This window comes from Luteimonas galliterrae (assembly GCF_023374055.1).
Taxonomy (GTDB): Bacteria; Pseudomonadota; Gammaproteobacteria; order Xanthomonadales; family Xanthomonadaceae; genus Luteimonas_C; species Luteimonas_C galliterrae.
In genome coordinates this window covers 981,985-999,951 of sequence record NZ_JAMBEP010000001.1, presented here as the reverse complement: position 1 = coordinate 999,951, position 17,967 = coordinate 981,985, and the positions used below count along the sequence as shown (strand labels likewise).

The following is a 17,967-nucleotide window of genomic DNA, read 5'->3' as shown; positions in this document are numbered from 1 at the left end:
GATTCCCGCCTTCGCGGGAATGACGGCGAAAAACAACTCCGCCGAAAAAAGAGAGATTGAGCGCGATTTGTTTCACTTCCGGAGCGTTTGGCGCTTATCCCTGCCATTAGTCACGTTCCCCCTCGCGGCAACGGGGAATAAAGTCGCAGATTGGCCACCGGGGAGTCGCTAGCGCATGCTCGTCAACCGTTTCGTCGGACCGCTGTTTGTCGGCCTGCTGATCGCATCTCCCGCCTGGTGCCAGACCTCGCCGATGGCGCCGGACATCACCGGCAAAAAATACGTCGCGCCCAAGTCGACCTACGACTACGACAAGCGCGAGGTCATGGTGCCGATGCGCGATGGCGTAAAGCTACACACCGTCATCGTGGTGCCCAAAGGCGCCAAGAACGCCCCGATCCTGCTGACGCGAACGCCTTACGACGCCAGCGGCCGTTCCAGCCGCATGGATTCGCCGCGGATGATCGACATCCTGCCCGAAGGCGACGAGGTGTTCGTGCAGGGCGGCTACATCCGCCTGTTCCAGGACGTGCGCGGCAAATACGGCTCGGAAGGCGATTACGTGATGACGCGGCCGCTGCGCGGCCCGCTCAACGGCACCAGGGTCGACCACGCCACCGATGCCTGGGACACGATCGAGTGGTTGACCAAGCACGTGAAGGAATCCAATGGCCGGGTCGGCATGATCGGTTCCTCCTACGAAGGCTTCACCGTGGTGATGGCGCTGGTCGATCCGCATCCCGCATTGAAGGTCGCGGCGCCGGAAAGCCCGATGATCGACGGCTGGATGGGCGACGACTGGTTCAACTACGGCGCTTTCCGCCAGGTCAATTTCGACTATTTCACCGGCCAAACCGCAGAGAAAGGCAAAGGCAAGCCTATCGCCGAAGTGGGTTACGACGACTACACCACGTTCCTGCGCGCCGGTTCCGCCGGCGATTACGCCAAGGCCAACGGCATGGAGCAACTGCCGTACTGGCGCAAGCTCACCGAGCACCCCAGTTACGACGCCTACTGGCAGGAACAGGCGCTGGACAAGGTGATGGCGCGCACGCCCCTCAAGGTGCCGACGATGTGGCTGCAAGGCCTCTGGGACCAGGAAGACATGTGGGGCGCGATCCACAGCTATCCGGCGATGGAGTCCAAGGACGCCGGCAACGACCGCAACTACCTGGTCATGGGACCGTGGCGGCATAGTCAAGTGAACGTGGGCGCCGCATCGCTGGGCGCGTTGAAATTCGAAGGCGATACCGCGCTGCAGTTCCGCCGCGATGTGCTCAAGCCGTTCTTCGACCAATACCTGGTCGAAGGCGCGCCGAAAGCCGACACGCCGCCGGTCTTCATCTACGACACCGGCGAGAACCACTGGGACCGCCTGAGTTCTTGGCCGCTGAGCTGCGAGCAGGGCTGCGCCGCGCAGCCCAAGGCGTTGTATCTGCAAGCCGGCGGCAAGCTTTCCTTCGAAGCGCCGGCCGCCGATGGGCCGCAGTACGACGAATACGTGTCCGATCCCGCCAAACCGGTGCCGTTCGTGCCGCGTCCCTCCCGCATGGGCGACCGCGAGACATGGACGACGTGGCTGGTGCAGGACCAGCGTTTCGCCGACGACCGGCCGGACGTGCTCACCTACGTCAGCGAGCCGCTGACCGAGCCCTTGCGTATCGCCGGCGCGCCGCAGGTCAATCTGCTGGCGTCCACCAGCGGCAGCGACAGCGACTGGGTGGTCAAGCTGATCGACGTCTATCCGGACACGATGGCGTCCGCGCCGGCGATGGGCGGCTACGAGCTCGCCGTATCGTTGGCCATCTTCCGCGGCCGCTATCGCGAAAGCTTCGAGCATCCCAAGGCGATCGCGCCGAACCAGCCGCTGCCTTACGCGTTCGGCCTGCCGACGGCGAACCACACTTTCCTGCCCGGGCACCGGGTGATGGTGCAGGTGCAGTCGACGCTGTTCCCGCTGTACGACCGCAATCCGCAGACTTTCGTGCCGAATATCTTTTTCGCCAAGCCGGAGGATTACCGCAAAGCGACGCAGAAGATCTGGTACGGGCCGCAGAAGGGCAGTTTCATCAGCCTGCCGGTGAAATAGCCCTCCGCTTTAGCCCTCTCCCGCAAGCGGGAGAGGGCTAAGCTGGCTACCAAGTGTCTTCGAGCATCCGCGGCCTGCACGCCAGCCATCCGCCGACGATCAGCACGGCCACTGCGACAGCCAGCATCGCGAATGGCCACAGCCATCCGTGCGTCGCCTCATGCAGCACGCCGAACAGCAAAGGGCCGATGCAGCTCACCGCATAACCCAGTCCCTGCATGAACCCGGACATCGCGGCCGAACCGGCCGGCGTGCGCGTACGCAGGTTGATCAGCGTCAGCGACAGCGGGAACGTGCTCGGTCCCAGGCCCAGCAAGGCTACCCAGAGCACCGGCGCCGCCATCGGCGCGAACAGGAGGCCTGCGAAGGCGGCCACGTGGCACGCCGCGCAGGCCAGCACGATCGGGAAGGGATTCTTCACGCGCACCGCGATCGCGGGCATCAGCAGCGCGCTGATCAGGCCCAGGGTCGAGAACAGCGCGACCATCGTGCCGCCGAATCCGGGCGTGGCGCCGGCTTCCACCAGCAGTTTCGGCAGCCAGGTGAACATCGAATACGTGATGAGCGAAGTCATGCCGAACATCAGCGCCATGCCCCACGCGATCGAAGAGCGCCAGGCCCGGCCGCGCGCCGGCGGCGCGGCCAGTTCGGGGGCTTCGTCTTCCGCGGTTACTGCGCGATCGTGGCTGCGCGCCAGCGGCGAATCCTTGCGGCGTTCGATCAGCAGTACGCCGATCCACGGCAGTGCCGCGGCGACCGCGACCAGCGACCAGACGCCTAGCGACATGCGCCAGCCTGCTTCCGCCGCCAGCGGCACCGCGACCAGCGCCGGCAGGATGGTGCCGAACTGCAGCACCGTGATGTACAGCGTGCTCACCGCACCGATGCGGTCCGGGAAATAGCGCTTGACCAGCGGCGGCAACACCACGTTGCCCATGCCCATGCCGGCCAGCGCGACCACCGAGCCGATCAGCAGCACGCCGGTGCCGTCGGCCGCAGAGCGCAGCACCAGTCCCGCCGCTGCGAGCGCCATCGACAGCAACGCCGAACGCTCCAGGCCGATGCGGTGCGCGATGGCGGGCGTGATCACGCCGAAGGTCGCGAACGCGGCGCTGGGCAGCATGCCGAACACGCCGGTCATGGTCGCGCCGAAACCAAACAGCCGACCCAGGTCGTCGAGCAGCGGCGTCAGCGAGGTGACGGCGGTGCGCAGGTTGAACGCCGCCAGCGCGATGCCGAACAGCACCAGCGCGCGGCCGTTCCACGAACGCGATGCCGCGGCGGAGTCGGAGTAGGGGAGGTTCATCGGAATCCTGGTCGGGCGTCGGCATTCTAGCCGGCGTCGACCGTTTCCGCTCCCGGGACGCCGCAACGCTGCGTTGCGGGTCGTGCAGGTCAGGCCAGGATCGAGACGCCCATCGGCGTTGCGGCATCGTCCATCTTCAACAACGCCACTTTGCTCGCCGAAAGCGCCTGGGCGATTTCCTGGCTGCTGCCGAAGGCGAGCGCGATATCGTGCTTGCCGATGTCGGGCTGCGCGCTGCGGCGATCCTTGGCGCGGAAGCGCCAGCGGTTGTACTCCGCCCAGGCGATCAGCACCGTGGCGCTGGCCAGGGCCAGCACCGGCAGCGATACCAGCAGGAAGGGTTCGACCTGGTGTTCGCGCAGGTACAGCTCGAATACCGCCGTGCGCACGCCCAGCAGCCACAGGAACAGCGTGAGCAGCGGCAGCCACATGTACGCATAGGCCAGCCAGAAAGCGAAAGTGACGACGCTGAAGAACCCGCGCTGCAATGCGGGCTGCGAACGCGGCTTATGGATGACACTCGAATCGAATTTCATCGGATCCCCCTATCCGGACTGGTCCAGGTGGCGCGCTTGCGCTTTTTCAACAACGTTTTCGGCACAGCGGTGACGGTGGTGAACAGGCTGAGCATCCAGTACGCGATCGGGTACCAGATCATCCAGTAGTAGTTGCGGCCTACTCGCGTTTCGTAGCGGCGGTCGATGATCAGGCTGGCGGCGAACTGGGTCAGGCAGACCATCGCCAGGATCACGCCGTGCCACGACGGCAGGATGGTGCGCACGTACAGCTGCTCGGGCATAGCCACGAACAGGCCGACCGCCCACAGCACCATGATGAACAGCATGATGTAGGCCCAGGCCACGCTGAGCATGTATTCGAACAGCACCGCCCACATTCGCCGCTTGCGCCAGCTGAGCAGGTCGCGGGTATGGCGCAGCATCACTTCAACGCCGCCCTGCGCCCAGCGCAGCCGCTGCTTCCACAATCCCTTCAGCGTTTCCGGCATCAGGATGAAGCACAACGCGTTCGGCTCGTAGCGGATGTCCCAATGGTCCATCTGCAGGCGCCAGCTGATGTCGATGTCCTCGGTCACCATATCGTCGGCCCAGTAGCCGATCCGGTGCAGGGCGGTGCGCCGGAACGCGCTGATCACCCCCGACACGGTGAACAGGCGTCCGTAAACGCGCTGCGCGCGCTTGATCATGCCGATGATCGACGAGAACTCGCCCACCTGCAGCCGCCCCAGGAGCGTGGAACGGTTGCGGATGCGCGGGTTGCCGGTGACCGCGCCCACGCGCGGCCCGGACAGCAGGTGCGACACCATCCAGTGCGTGGCGTATTCGTCCAGCAGCGCATCGCCGTCGATGCAGACCAGGTATTCGGAGCGCGCCGCCAGCGCGCCCATGCGCAGGGCGTTGGCTTTACCCAGGTTGCGGTTCAGATGGATCACGCGCACCCGGTCGTGCCTGGCGGCGAGGGCGTTCAGCTTTTGCGGGCTGTCGTCGCTGCTGCCGTCGTTGATCGCGATCACCTCGAAATCTGGATAGCGCTGCGCCAGCGCGGCGGCGATGGTTTCGTCGACCTGCTCGCTTTCGTTGAAGCAGGGGATCAGGATCGATACGAACGGCGGATCCTCGATCGGCGGCGGCGCGGTGCGCGGCGGGGACAGCCGCTCGCGGCGGAAGTAGTAGTACAGCCCGCCCGCCATCCAGAAGAACGACATCACGATCGGATAGAAGAAGGCGAACTGGAACAGCACGGAGAGGATGGGGTTCATGGCCGCCTCACTTCGCGATGTACGGGAAATTGCGCGCCGAGACGGCCTCGCGCGCGACTTCCATCGACGGCGAGTCGGCGATGAAGTCGTAGGGATACCAGGCGATGTGGCGCACGCCGGCCGCCTGCAGCTCGCGGCTCTGGCGTTTCAGCACGTCGCCGGCGATCGGCTTGCCGTTGCGCCAGTCGACGGTCTGCAGCTCGAATATCGTCTTGACGAAGCCCGGGTCGTGGCGCCGCACTTCCTCGACCAGTCCCCGCATCCACTGCCGCGGCCGGCGGCTGTTCTCCATCCATGGCATGGCCATCAGCGCGGTGTGGTCGTAAGCGCGGTTGAACGCATCCAGCCGCTGGGCGAACCAGGCTTCGCTGGCCGGATCGAGCACGGTGTTGGCGTACAGGTTGCGCACCGTTTTCAGCTTCGGCCGCCATTTCTCGGCTGCGGCCTTCAGCTCCAGGGTGAAATCGATCAGGGCCCGGGTGCGCGCGGCGGGCGCGTCCGCATGCAGGCCGCGCAGTTCGCCGTCGCGCAGGAAGGCATCGTCGTGAAACAGCAGGCCTTCGAAGTAGCTGTTGACGGCCAAGTCTTCGTAGATGCCGGCGATAAGCTCGCGCGCCTGCGGCCGGGTGAAATCCAGGCGGAAGATTTCGTGGTCCTGCGCGCCGCCGATCGCCAGCGCGCTGCGCTGCGCGGCATCGGGCAGTTCATAGCCGAGCACGGGCAGCCAGGCGTAAACCACCGCTTCCGCGCGCGTGTGCAATTGCCATGCGACGCGGTTGAACAGGTCCGCGCGCATCGGCAGGAAGCGGTTCGGGAAGTACAGCGCGTCGGCCGAACCGTTGCCGTCGGGGTCGGCGAACGCCTGCAGGAACACGTGGCTGGGGCCGATCTGTTTGACCCGTTCGATCAGCAGGTCCAGGTTCCGCGCCTGCTGCGCCGGATCCGGATCGTAGACCGCATCCAGATCGATCTGCAGCGCGCGCACGCTTTCCAGTTCGATGTTGCGGCGCAGATCGTAGGCCAGTTCGGCGACGGTGGGGTTGCCCAGCATCAGCAAGCGCGCCAGGCCGTGCAGGTCGCGGCCTAGCTTGGCGTTGCGGCCCTCCAGGTCGAAGGTGACGCGCATGCCCAACCCGTCGGCGATGTCGTTGGCGGCACGGTTGTAGGCCGCGTAGGGCCAGACGATCGCGCGCGGCTCGCGTCCCAGGTGGTGCGCGAGAGATGCGCTGCTGCGCGCCAGGTCCGCGCTCAGGCGCTCGCGGTAGGCCGCTTCGCTTTCGTAAGCGCCGCGCGCCGGGTCGTAGATGCGGGTGATCACCGCCGGCGTCTGGTTGCCTTGCGGGTTCGATTGCGCGCCGTGATGCAGGTCGTGGGTGTGCGAAGCGATCTCGACCAGCCCGGAGTCCTGCATTTCGCGCAGTTGCGCCCAGGTGACGAAATCGTCGTGGGTGTACGGCCTGGGGCCGAAGTCCACGTTGCGGCCCTGCGGCAGGTCGACCCAGCCGGTGATCACCGCGGCCAGCGCCGGGAAGCGGTAGGCGCGCAGCAGCGGGAACACCTTTGTATACAGGCTGCGCAAGCCGTCGTCGAAAGTCAGCAGGACCGGCTTCTCCGGCAGCGCGGCGCGGCCCTCGGAGGCGTCGATCAGTTGCGACAGGCTGATCGGGTGGTAACCCTGCGCGGACAGCCAATCCAGATGCGCGGCGAAATTCTGCGTGCTGATCGCGTATTCGTCCGCATCGCCTTTCAGGGCGACGTCGTCGCGCACGTCGTGGTAGCTGATCACCAGCAGTTCGTCCGGTTCGGCCGCGATCGCGGCGCCGGTTTGCAGCGCGCACAACAGCGCGAATGCGCGCAACAGCGTTTTCATTCTTCGGAACATGTCATTCCCCCCAGCGGAATTCGGCATCGAAGCCGAGGTGGCGTTCGCGCTGCCCGTCGTAGACCGGCCGCGACCAGCTCACGCCATACACCAGCGTCTTGCCCAGGCCGAAGCGCCATTCGTGCTCGTAACGCAGCGACGGCACCCAGGCGCTGCCGAAGCCTTCCTGCCAGTACTGCCCGGCGCTCGCGGCGAGGCGATGCCGGAAATGGCGGTCGTAGCGGCGCCAGGCCAGACGGTCGGCGCGCAGGCCGATTTCCCAGGAGCGGTCGCGCGACGGGTTGAAGTACGGCGCATCGTCGAGCGTGCCGCGGCTGACGCCTGCGCTGGCCAAGCCGTCGAGCAGGAAATGCGGACGCGTCAGCAAGCGTTGCTCCAGGTCCAGCGATAGCGCGTCGCGGCGGTTGCCGTCGTCGAAGCGGAAACGTTGCGCGGTGCCGGTCAGCCGGGTCAGTTCGCTCGGGTGGTAGTCCAGGCCGAGCGTCGCGGAATCGGCGGCGATGCCGCTTGCGCGCGCCTGCAACGAGGCTTCCGGGTCGGATTCGCGCAGCGCCAGGACGCCATCGAGCGCATCGCTGAAGCGCCAGCCCAGATCGAAGGCGATGCCGGTGCCGTCGACGGCCTGCCCCGGACCTGATCCGGTATCGAAGGCGTGATTGGCTTGCAGGTGCCAGCTCAGCCGGTCGAAGCCGTAGCGCAGACCGACGGCCGCGCGGCGATCGTGCACGGTCGCACCGTCGAATTCCGCGGAGCGGTCCGCACTGCTTGCGGTCAGTCGCCAGCGGTCGTCGTGCAGCGGGCTCGCCACTTCGAAACCGTAGATCGCATCGCGGCTGCCCAGAGGCGACGCGCTGCTGCCATCGCCATCGCCGCGCCCGGCGCCGGCGAATACGCGCCATTGCCAGCCCTGATGCAGGTTCCAGAGCTTGTCGGCCTGCTTGACCGACAGCGCATCGCCGTGCGTGGCGACCAGATCCCGATGGATCGGACGCGCCAAGTCGCTGCGCTGCAACGCCATGAGCGTTTCCACCTGGCCGACGCGGCCCTGGATGCTGAGCGGGTCGAGGGTGGTCGCCATGCGGTGGCGCTCCAGCGCGCGCGTATTCCAGCCGCGACGTTCGTACACGGTGCCCAGCGACGACTGCAGGCCGTCGTTGTTGGGCGCGATCGCGGCCAGCGGTTCCAGCATGGCCTGCGCGCCGGCCAGGTCTTCGCCGTAGGAGCGCGCCATCGCGTAGTTGGTTTCGGCTTCGTAGCGTTTCCAGTTGGCGTAGGGGCGAGGCGAGCCGTCGGCGTAAGGCCAGGGAGGATTGGCGTCGACCAGGGACTCGAACGCGGGCAGGGCCAGGTCGAAGCGCTCGCTTTCCATCAGCGCATAGGCATGCTGTACCTGCAGGTCGATGTTGCCGGGATCCGCTGCCGTGGCGGCTTCGAATGCGGCCGCGGCTTCCTCGGGCCGCTGCAGCGCCATCATCGAATCGCCGACGACGGCCATCGTGTAGCCGGGAACCGCTTGGCCCTGCTGTTCGAGGCGCGCGTATTCGTCGACCACTTCTTGGTGCCTGGCGAGCCGATTCAGCAGGTCCAGGCGGTCCAGGCGCAGACGCAAGGGAAGGGTGGCCGGATCGAGGCCGGCCCGTCCCAGATAGTCGCTGGTCGCGCGGTCGGTCGCGTGCGCCTCGTCCAGCAGATGCTTCTCGTCGGCCACGTAAATCCGGCTCCACGAGGTCATGCGCGCGAGCCGGTCGGCTTCTATTCGCTGCGCTTCCTCGGCGCTGAACAGCGCGGGGCGGGCCCGGTACAGCGTCCAGGCGCGATGACGCGCACCGATTTCCGACAAGGTGTTCACACGCAATACGTACAGCGTGTCGTCGTTGGGGTAAGCCGCCGCGGACCGCTCGATCAGCGCCAATGCGGATAGCCACTGGCGCTGGTCCCGCAGCGCGCGTATTTCGGCCAACGAGCTGCTGAGGTCTGCGTTGCGCGGCGTGTCGGATATGGCCGCTGCAGGGCAGATTGAAGACGCGCACGCTATGAGCAGTGCCAGCGCCAAAGGCGCCGGACGCATGATCGACATTGGTATCCCCCTGTACGCTCAAAGAACGAGCGGCCAACATGTTATGTGATTTACGTCACAGTTTGTTGACTCTTCGCAAGGGGCGTGCCAATAATTTAATCTGGGTAAAATAAGCTACGAAGACAAAAAAGCCCACGCTCGTTGGGTGCGACCAACAACGGTGGGCGATAGGGGGAGTTACGGAGATCAATGGTCGGGGAGACAGGATTCGAACCTGCGACCTCTACGTCCCGAACGTAGCGCTCTACCAGACTGAGCTACACCCCGACAGGTGAGCCGCGCATTGTAGTGATTGGGGCGGGGGCGGGGCAATAGCTGCCGGCGTCCATCGATGCGAAGCGCGCCATTGCGGCTAGCTTTTCCTCCCCCTTTGCGAGGAGGATGCCCGCAGGGCAGGAGAGGGGAGCGCGAGCGCAGCGAAGCGTGCTTTGCTCTCACTGCCACATGGCGCGAAAAGCCGGCCCTCTCCCTGGCCTTCGGCCTGCCCCTCTCCCATAAAGGGAGAGGGAAAAGCGCTGCGCCGCTACACTGTGCGGATTCTTTGCAAGCGTTCCGGAGTCTCCGCTTGATCAAGCCCCGCACCCCGCCCGGCGTCATGGAGCTGCTGCCCCGCGACCAGATCGCGTTCCAGCGCATGCTGGACACGATCCGCCTGACTTTCGAGCGCTTCGGCTTCCTGCCGGTGGAAACCCCGGTGATGGAGCTGTCGGAGGTGCTGCTGACCAAGTCCGGCGGCGAGACCGAGCGGCAGGTTTACTTCGTCCAATCGACCGGCGCCCTGGAAAAGGGCGGCGAAGGCACGCCCGAATTGGCCCTGCGTTTCGACCTGACCGTGCCGCTGGCGCGTTACGTGGCCGAGCACGAACACGAACTCGCGTTCCCGTTCAGGCGCTACCAGATGCAGCGCGTCTATCGCGGCGAGCGCGCCCAGCGCGGGCGTTTCCGCGAGTTCTACCAGTGCGACATCGACGTGATCGGCAAGGATTCGCTGTCGATCCGCCACGACGCCGAAATCCCGGCCGTGATCCAGGCCGTGTTCGAGGCGCTCGCGATCGGCGACTTCACCATCCAGCTCAACCACCGCAAGCTGTTGCGCGGCTATTTCGAAGGCCTAGGCATAGAAGGCGAACATCAGATCGCCGTGCTGCGCGAGATCGACAAGCTCGACAAACGCGGCGAGGAAGCGGTGCGCGCGACGCTGGCCGGCGAGGGCTTCGGCCTGGCCGCCGGTGCGATCGCCAAGCTGATGGCGTTCTCGCAAGTGCGTTCGCGCGGCCACGATGATGCGCTGGCCAAGCTCGCCGCGCTCGGCGCCGGCACCGTTCTGTTCGAAGAAGGGCGCGACGAGCTGCGCGAAGTGCTGCAGCGGCTCAAGGCGATGGGTGTGCCGGAATCGCGCTACGCCATCAACCTGTCGATCGCGCGCGGCCTGGATTACTACACCGGCCTGGTCTACGAGACGACGCTCGATGCGCACCCGCAGATCGGCTCGATCTGCTCGGGCGGCCGTTACGAGAACCTGGCCAGCCATTACACCAAGTCCAAGCTGCCCGGCGTGGGCATCTCGATCGGTTTGACCCGGTTGTTCTGGCAGTTGCGCGAGGCGGGTGTGATCGCCACGGCGGAGAGTTCGGTCGATGTGTTGGTGACCTTGCTCGACGATGAAGGCCTGGATCACGCGCTGTCGCTGTCGCAGCATCTGCGCGCGGCCGGCCTGAACGTCGAAACCCAGCTCGAACCGCGCAAGCTGGCCAAGCAGCTGCAATACGCCGACCGCGCCGGCATCCGCTTCGTGGTGATCCGCGGCGGCGACGAAGCGGCCAAGGGCGTGGTGGCGGTGAAGGATCTGCGCCGCGGCGAGCAATTCGAAGTGGCCGACGCCGACCTGGCGCGCACGCTCCTTGTCGAGCGCGAACAGTGGCGCGCCCTGCCATCGGAGGGCGCGCGATGAGCGCCGCCATCCTGCTGGACGGCTGCTCGCTCACCCGCGAGCACCTGGTCGCGGTCGCGCGCGGCGCGCAGGTGCGGCTGGACGAAGGCGCATTGCGCGCAGTCGCGCGTGCGGCGGATTTCCTCGCCGAACAGGTGCGCCGCGAAGAGCCGATCTACGGCGTGTCGACCGGCTTCGGCAGCAACGCCGACAAGCTGCTGGGCGCGCATCCGCTGCGCGACGAATTGCCGGGCGCGAAACCGTCGGGGCGTTCCTTGCACGAAGAGCTGCAGCGCAATTTGATCGTCACCCATGCCGTCTGCGTCGGCGAGCCGTTCGCCGCCGACGTGGTGCGGGCGATGCTGTGCATCCGCATCAACACGCTGTTGCGCGGGCATTCCGGCATCCGCGTGGAAACCCTGCAGGCGCTGGCGGCGATGCTCAACGCCGGCGTGGTGCCGGTGGTGCCGCAACTGGGCTCGGTGGGCGCCAGCGGCGACCTGGCGCCGTTGTCGCATCTGGCCATCGTGTTGCTGGGCGGCGGCGAAGCCTTCTTCGGCGGCGAGCGCATGCCCGGCGCGCAGGCGCTGCAACGCGCCGGCCTGCGGCCGGTATCGCTGTCGTACAAGGAAGGCCTGGCGCTGAACAACGGCACCGCGCAGATGCTGGCCACCGGCGTGCTGGCGCTGCAGAAGCTCGACGATCTGCTCGACACCGCGGACCTGGCGGCGGCGATGACGATCGACGCTTTCGCCGGCCGGCTCGGCGCATTCGCCGAAGAAGTCCACGCCCTGCGTCCGCATCCCGGACAGGTGGAGACCGCCGACAACCTGCGCTCGCTGCTTGCGGGTTCTACGCTGGCGGACATTCCGTATCACCTGGTGCCGCGCTTCAAACAATGGCTGCCGCAAAGCTGGGACACCCCGGAATCGCAGCGGTTGGGCTTCGATATCGGTTGGGACTGGGTGCCGCTGACCCAACGCCATGGCCGCGAAAAGTTCTACCAACGGTTCAAGCCGTTCCGCGGCGGCAAGAAGCACCAGCCGCAGGACAGCTATTCGCTGCGCTGCATCCCGCAGGTGCACGGCGCCGTGCGCGATGCGATGGCGCAGGCCAAGCGCGTTTTCGATATAGAGCTCAATGCGGTGACCGACAATCCGCTGGTGTTTCCGGATGCGCGCGCCGAGCACGTCGAGCAGCAGGTGATCTCGGCCGGGCATTTCCACGGCATGCCGCTGGCGCTGGCGATGAGCTACGTCAAGGCCGCGATCCCCGTGCTCGCGTCGATCTCCGAGCGCCGGCTCAACAAGCTGGTCGACCCGGCCACCAACGACGGCCTGCCGCCGTTCCTGATCGGCAACGAGGACGGCACCGAATCCGGCTTCATGATCGTGCAGTACACCGCCGCGGCGATCGTCAACGACCTTGCCAGCCGCGCCATGCCAGCGTCGGTATATTCGATCCCCACGTCGGCCAATGCCGAAGACCACGTTTCGATGGGCGCCAACGAAGCGCGCCACGTGCTGGCGATGGCCGACGACTTGGGTAAAGTGCTGGCACTGGAGCTGTACACGGCCGCACAGGCGCTGGACCTGCGGCGCGGCATGATCAATGCGGCGCGCGAATTGGCCGACCGCGCCGATGCGGAAGCCTTCGCCGCGAAAGTGCAGGGCGGACCGCCTGCGGGAGTCGGCGAGCGCGACGGCTTCATAGCGGAAGTCGAATCGCTGCGCGCGGAATTGTCGGCGGCCGAGACTTTTCACCCGGGCGACGCAGTGGCCCGCGCGCATGCGGCGCTACGGTCCGCGATTCCGTTCCTAGAGCGCGATCGGGCGATGGATGGGGAAGTCGCCGCAGCGGTGCGTTTGGTCGCCGACGGCAGTTTGTTGGCGGCGAGTCGAAAAGGGGAGCGATAGGGCGAAAGGCTTGCGTCGCTGCCTTTGCTTTCGTAAGAGCGGCTTTAGCCGCGAGCTGTTGATCCCGACCCGAAAGAGCTCGCGGCTAAAGCCGCTCTTACTGAAAGCGGTTGGCGCTGGCTGCTAACTCGCGTCCGCCTTTTGTGGTGCCCGGATCGGGCCGCCGCTTGGATATGCCGATCGTGGTCGCCCGACGCCTTGGCGGGACGGTGCTTGACCGCGGTCGATCTTCCAGTTAATGTATTAACACGCTAATACATTAATACGATGAAACAACGCCTCGAACCGCTGCCGGAACGCGACGCCGATGCCTCCCTGAAGGCCTTGGCGAAGGCGCTCGCCGCGCTGGAGCGCCCCGACGACGTGCGCGCCTTCCTGGAGGACCTGTGCACGCCGGCGGAGCTGGAGGCCATGGCCGACCGCTGGCGGGTGGTGCCCTTGCTGCTGCAAGGCGTGCCGTACCGAGAAATCCACGACCGCACCCTGGTCAGCGTCACCACCATCGGCCGCGTCGCGCGCACCCTCGAGCGCGGCGCTGGCGGCTACGCGACCGCGGCCAAGCGCCAGCACCCGCGCCTGATCCCTTCCCATTGAGCGTGCCCGCCATGAGCCCTTCCGCCTTGCCGGCGGCGCGCGACCGTTTGCGCGTCGCCATCCAGAAATCAGGCCGCCTCAGCGAGCCGGCCCGCGCGCTGCTGACGTCGTGCGGGCTGAGCTGGCGCGAGAGCCGCGACCGCTTGTTCTGCTACGGCGAATCGCTGCCGGTCGACCTGCTGCTGGTGCGCGACGACGACATCCCGGGCCTGATCGCCGACGGCGTTTGCGACCTGGGCATCGTCGGCCGCAACGTATTGGCCGAGCAACTGCTGCAGCGTAGCAACGGCGGCGCGGACAAGTACCGCGAGTGGCGCGCGCTCGATTTCGGCGCCTGCCGCCTGGATATCGCCGTACCCGATGGTTGGGAGTGGGACGGGCCTGCGCAATTGCGCGGAAAGCGCATCGCCACCAGCTATCCAGCCTTGCTCGGCGCATGGTTGCGCGAGCAGGCGATCGAAGCCGAAGTGGTGCCGCTATCGGGTTCCGTCGAAATCGCGCCGCGACTGGGCCAGGCCGATGCGATCTGCGATCTGGTATCCAGCGGCGCGACGCTCGCCGCCAACCAACTCAAGCCGGTGTTGACTCTGCTGAAGAGCGAAGCGGTGCTGGCCGGTCCGGCGACACCGTTCTCCGACGTGCGCGAAGAGCTCGCCGCGTTGTTGTTGCGCCGGCTCGACGGCGTGCTGCGGCTCAAGGACAGCAAGCTGCTGCTGTTCCAAGCCCAGCGCCACACCGTGCCGGCCCTGCTGAAACTGCTGCCCGATGCCGAGCCGCCGACCATGCTGCAGGTCGACGGCGGCGACACGCTCGCATTGCAAGCGCTCTGCCACGGCGCGATGACGTGGCAGCGGCTCGAAGACCTCAAGCATGCCGGCGCGCGCGGCCTGATGGTGCTGCCGGTCGAGAGGATGCTGGCATGAACGCATGGCCGAACCGCATCGATTGGAGCGCTTTGGACGAAGCGGAGCGTGAACGCCTCTTGCGGCGTCCCGCGCAGGCCGTGTCCGCACAGGTGCAGGCTGACGTTGCGGGTATTCTCGATCAGGTGCGCGCGCATGGCGATGCGGCTCTGCGCGCGCTGAGCCTGCGTTTCGATGGCGTGGCGCCGGAAGATTTCGCCGTCGGCCCCGAGGAATTCGCCGAAGCGGAGTCGGTGGTGCCGCTGGAACTTCGCGTGGCGATGATCGCCGCCGCGCAACGCATCGAAGCCTTCCACGAAGATGGCATGCAGGCGCCTTATGCGGTGGAGACCGCGCCCGGCGTCGTATGCGAGCGCGTGGTGCGCGCGATCGGCCGCGTCGGGCTGTACGTGCCGGCCGGCAGCGCGCCGTTGCCGTCGACGGCGCTGATGCTCGGCGTGCCGGCGCGGCTGGCCGGCTGCCGCGAAGCGTTGCTGTGCACGCCGCCGCGGCGCGACGGCACGGCCGATCCGGCGGTGCTGGTCGCCGCCAAACTCTGCGGCATATCGCGCGTCTACAAGCTCGGCGGCGCGCAGGCGATCGCGGCGATGGCGTTCGGCACCGGCAGCATCGCGCGTTGCGACAAGCTGTTCGGCCCCGGTAACGCTTTCGTCACAGAAGCCAAGCGCCAGGTGTCGATGCGCGCCGACGGCGCCGCGATCGACATGCCGGCGGGGCCGTCGGAGGTACTGGTGATCGCAGACGCGGGCGCCAATGCCGCTTTCGTCGCCGCAGACCTGTTGTCGCAGGCCGAACACGGTCCGGACTCGCAGGTCGTACTGCTGTCGGACGATGCCGCGCTGCTCGACGCGGTCGAAGCGCAACTTCAGGCGCAGTTGCCGCACCTGCCGCGCAACGCGATCGCGCGGCAGGCGCTCGCCGAGTCGCGGCTGATCCGGGTGGACGCGCTCGATACCGCTTTCGACATCAGCAACCGCTATGCGCCGGAACACCTGATCCTCGCGTTGCGCGATCCGCGCGCATGGCTGGATCGGGTACAGGCCGCCGGCTCGGTGTTCCTCGGCGACTGGACGCCCGAAGCGCTGGGCGACTATTGCAGCGGCACCAATCACGTGCTGCCGACCGGCGGCGCGGCGCGCGCGGTTAGCGGGCTCGGCGTGGCCAGTTTCCAGACCACGATCAGCGTGCAGGCTGCGCAGCCGCGCGGGATCGCCGCGATCGGCCCCTGCGCGATCGTGATGGCGGAAGCCGAAGGCCTGGACGCGCACCGCAACGCCGTTGCGATGCGCTTGGCGGAGACCGCGGCATGAACGCGGCAGCCGACGACGTGCTGGCGTTGCTGCGCGACGATTTGCGCGATTTCGCGGGCTACCGCTCCGCGCGCAGCGAAACGGCGGCGGGTGCGGTCTGGCTCAACGCCAACGAAGCGGCGCGAGCGAACGCCGCCGATGCCGACGGCAGCCTGCGCCGTTATCCGCCGCCGCAACCGGAGCCGTTGCGCGCCGCGCTTGCCGGCTTGTACGGCTGCTCGCCGGAGCGCTTGCTGATCGGCCGCGGCAGCGACGAGGCAATCGATTTGCTGGTGCGCGCCTTCTGCCGGCCGGGCCGGGATGCGGTGCTGGTCGCGCCCCCGGTATTCGGCATGTATGCGGTTTGCGCGCGTCTGCAGGACGCGCGCCTGCACGAAGTTCCGCTGTGCGAGCGAGACGGGAATTTCGAAGCCGATCTCGACGAAATCGCGTGCGTAGCGCTGGAGCAGGCCGCGAAACTGGTGTTCCTGTGCTCGCCGGGAAATCCGGCTGGCGGCGTATTGTCCGCTGCGGACGTGCTCGCACTGGCGCAAGGCCTCAGCGGCCATGCGCTGGTGGTGGTCGACGAGGCCTATATCGAGTTCGCGGATGCGCCGTCGCTGGTCGCCAGCGCCGCCTCGCAGGCGAACGTGGTGGTGTTGCGCACTTTGTCGAAAGCGCATGCGCTGGCGGCGGCGCGTATCGGCTGCGCGATCGCCGATGCGCGCGTCGTGGAGGCCTTGCGCCGCTGTCAGGCGCCGTACCCCGTGCCCGGACCGAGTGCCGCGCAGGCACTGGCCGCCTTGACGCCGCCCGCACTGTCGGCCACGGGCGCAGCGGTAGCGGAGGTGCGCAGCGAGCGCGCGCGAGTGGCGGCGGCGTTGGCGCATTGCCCGGACGTGCGTCGGGTGTATCCCTCGCAGGCCAATTTCCTGTTGGCGAGGTTCGCCGATGCGGCCGCGGCTTTCGAACGGTTGCTCGCGGCGGGGATCGTAGTGCGCGACATGCGCGCGATGCCGCAGCTCGGCGACGCTCTGCGGATCACGATCGGCACGCCGGCGCAGAACGACGCTGCGCTGGCGGCCTTGGGCCGGGTGGAGGCCGCCGCATGAGACCGATCCTGTTCGTCGACCGCGACGGCACCCTGATCGAGGAGCCGGCGGATTTCCAGATCGACGCCTACGAAAAACTCCGCTTCGTGGCCGACGCCGTGCCGGCGCTGCTCAAGCTGCGCGACGCCGGTTACGAGTTCGTGATCGTCAGCAACCAGGATGGGCTCGGCACGGCGAGCTATCCGCGCGCGTCGTTCGAAGGCCCGCATGCGCTGATGCTGCAGGTGTTCGAAAGCCAGGGCATCCGCTTCCGCGACGTATTGATCGACGCAAGCCTGCCGCACGAGAACAAGACCACGCGCAAGCCGGGGATCGGCCTGGTGCTTTCCTATCTGAAGGATCGCGGCATCGACTGGACGCGCTCGGCGATGGTCGGCGACCGCGAAACCGACCTGGCGTTCGCCGCCAATCTCGGCATCCGCGGTTTCCAGTTGCGTACGGCGCAGTTCGGCGGCGAATGGGACTGGGCCGGCATCGCGCACGAGCTCGCGGACGCGCCGCGCCGCGCCGCCGTGCAGCGCGACACGCGGGAAACTCGCATCCGGGTGGAAATCGACTTGGATCGCGAAGCGGAACCCGAAGCCGACACCGGCCTGCCGTTCTTCGACCACATGCTCGAACAACTGGGCAAGCACGGCGGTTTCGCATTGCGGGTGCGCGCCGAGGGCGATCTGCGCATCGACGAACACCACACCGTCGAAGACACCGGCCTGGCGCTGGGCCAAGCCCTGCGCGAGGCCTTGGGCGACAAGCGCGGCATAGGCCGTTACGGCTTCACCTTGCCGATGGACGAGACGCTGGCCAGTGCGGCGCTGGATTTCGGAGGCCGTCCTTATTTCGTTTTCGCCGGCGAATTCCGGCGCGAGCGCGTCGGCGACTTGCCGACGGAGCTGGTGCCGCATTTTTTCCGTTCGCTGTGCGATGCCTCCGGCCTCAACCTCAATCTGCAGGTGACGGGCGACAACGACCATCACAAGGTCGAGGCCTGCTTCAAGTCGACGGCGCGGGCTTTGCGCGAGGCGATCAGGCGCGACGGCGTCGCCCTGCCCAGTACGAAAGGCCGGCTGTGAAC

The 17,967-nt window shown here is 67.1% G+C and carries 13 protein-coding genes and 1 tRNA gene; 8 read left to right on the top strand and 6 right to left on the bottom strand.

The window, feature by feature from the left end:
• Nucleotides 1–175: 175 nt before the first annotated feature.
• Nucleotides 176–2,089, top strand: coding sequence for a CocE/NonD family hydrolase (locus M2650_RS04515; protein ID WP_249471758.1), 1,914 nt, complete (start codon nt 176–178; stop codon nt 2,087–2,089).
• Nucleotides 2,090–2,135: 46 nt separating this feature from the next.
• Here M2650_RS04515 and M2650_RS04510 read toward each other — a convergent pair whose 3' ends face one another.
• The 6 genes from M2650_RS04510 to M2650_RS04485 form a co-directional block, all read right to left on the bottom strand.
• Nucleotides 2,136–3,395: a CynX/NimT family MFS transporter gene (locus tag M2650_RS04510; protein ID WP_249471755.1), complete on the bottom strand. Its 1,260-nt coding sequence runs from the start codon at nt 3,393–3,395 to the stop codon at nt 2,136–2,138.
• Between the two features lie 89 nt (nt 3,396–3,484).
• Nucleotides 3,485–3,931 (bottom strand): poly-beta-1,6-N-acetyl-D-glucosamine biosynthesis protein PgaD, encoded by a 447-nt coding sequence (gene pgaD, locus M2650_RS04505; RefSeq protein WP_249471752.1) that lies wholly within the window; start codon nt 3,929–3,931, stop codon nt 3,485–3,487.
• A complete protein-coding gene (gene pgaC / locus M2650_RS04500) occupies nt 3,928–5,172 on the bottom strand; it encodes a poly-beta-1,6-N-acetyl-D-glucosamine synthase (RefSeq protein ID WP_249471749.1) in 1,245 nt (414 codons plus the stop codon). The genes pgaD and pgaC overlap by 4 nt, the downstream gene beginning before the upstream one ends.
• Nucleotides 5,173–5,179: 7 nt before the next feature.
• Nucleotides 5,180–7,054, bottom strand: coding sequence for a poly-beta-1,6-N-acetyl-D-glucosamine N-deacetylase PgaB (gene pgaB, locus M2650_RS04495; protein WP_249471746.1), 1,875 nt, complete (start codon nt 7,052–7,054; stop codon nt 5,180–5,182).
• A 1-nt stretch (nt 7,055) separates the two neighbouring features.
• Nucleotides 7,056–9,122 (bottom strand): poly-beta-1,6 N-acetyl-D-glucosamine export porin PgaA, encoded by a 2,067-nt coding sequence (gene pgaA, locus M2650_RS04490; protein ID WP_283254701.1) that lies wholly within the window; start codon nt 9,120–9,122, stop codon nt 7,056–7,058.
• Nucleotides 9,123–9,321: 199 nt separating this feature from the next.
• Nucleotides 9,322–9,398, bottom strand: a tRNA-Pro gene (locus M2650_RS04485).
• 298 nt (nt 9,399–9,696) lie between these two features.
• On the opposite strand from M2650_RS04485, the gene hisS reads away from it, so the two are divergent.
• The 7 genes from hisS (at nt 9,697) to hisB (ending at nt 17,965) form a co-directional block, all read left to right on the top strand.
• Entirely contained in the window at nt 9,697–11,082 is a 1,386-nt protein-coding gene (hisS, locus tag M2650_RS04480) for a histidine--tRNA ligase (RefSeq protein ID WP_249471741.1), read from the top strand.
• Nucleotides 11,079–12,977 carry an HAL/PAL/TAL family ammonia-lyase gene (locus M2650_RS04475; protein ID WP_249471738.1) on the top strand — a complete coding sequence of 633 codons (1,899 nt, stop codon included), beginning with the start codon at nt 11,079–11,081 and terminating at the stop codon, nt 12,975–12,977. The genes hisS and M2650_RS04475 overlap by 4 nt, the downstream gene beginning before the upstream one ends.
• A gap of 267 nt (nt 12,978–13,244) precedes the next feature.
• On the top strand, nt 13,245–13,571 hold the full coding sequence (locus tag M2650_RS04470; RefSeq protein ID WP_249471736.1) for a YerC/YecD family TrpR-related protein: 327 nt from the start codon (nt 13,245–13,247) through the stop codon (nt 13,569–13,571).
• Nucleotides 13,572–13,582: 11 nt separating this feature from the next.
• The gene (hisG, locus tag M2650_RS04465; RefSeq protein ID WP_249471733.1) at nt 13,583–14,494 is read left to right on the top strand and encodes an ATP phosphoribosyltransferase; all 912 of its coding nucleotides are present in this window, start codon (nt 13,583–13,585) and stop codon (nt 14,492–14,494) included.
• Nucleotides 14,491–15,804, top strand: coding sequence for a histidinol dehydrogenase (gene hisD, locus M2650_RS04460; protein WP_249471731.1), 1,314 nt, complete (start codon nt 14,491–14,493; stop codon nt 15,802–15,804). Before hisG ends, hisD begins: the two co-directional genes overlap by 4 nt.
• Nucleotides 15,801–16,895, top strand: coding sequence for a histidinol-phosphate transaminase (gene hisC / locus M2650_RS04455; protein ID WP_249471729.1), 1,095 nt, complete (start codon nt 15,801–15,803; stop codon nt 16,893–16,895). The genes hisD and hisC overlap by 4 nt, the downstream gene beginning before the upstream one ends.
• The gene (hisB, locus tag M2650_RS04450) at nt 16,892–17,965 is read left to right on the top strand and encodes a bifunctional histidinol-phosphatase/imidazoleglycerol-phosphate dehydratase HisB (RefSeq protein WP_249471727.1); all 1,074 of its coding nucleotides are present in this window, start codon (nt 16,892–16,894) and stop codon (nt 17,963–17,965) included. The genes hisC and hisB overlap by 4 nt, the downstream gene beginning before the upstream one ends.
• The last annotated feature ends 2 nt before the right edge of the window (nt 17,966–17,967 follow it).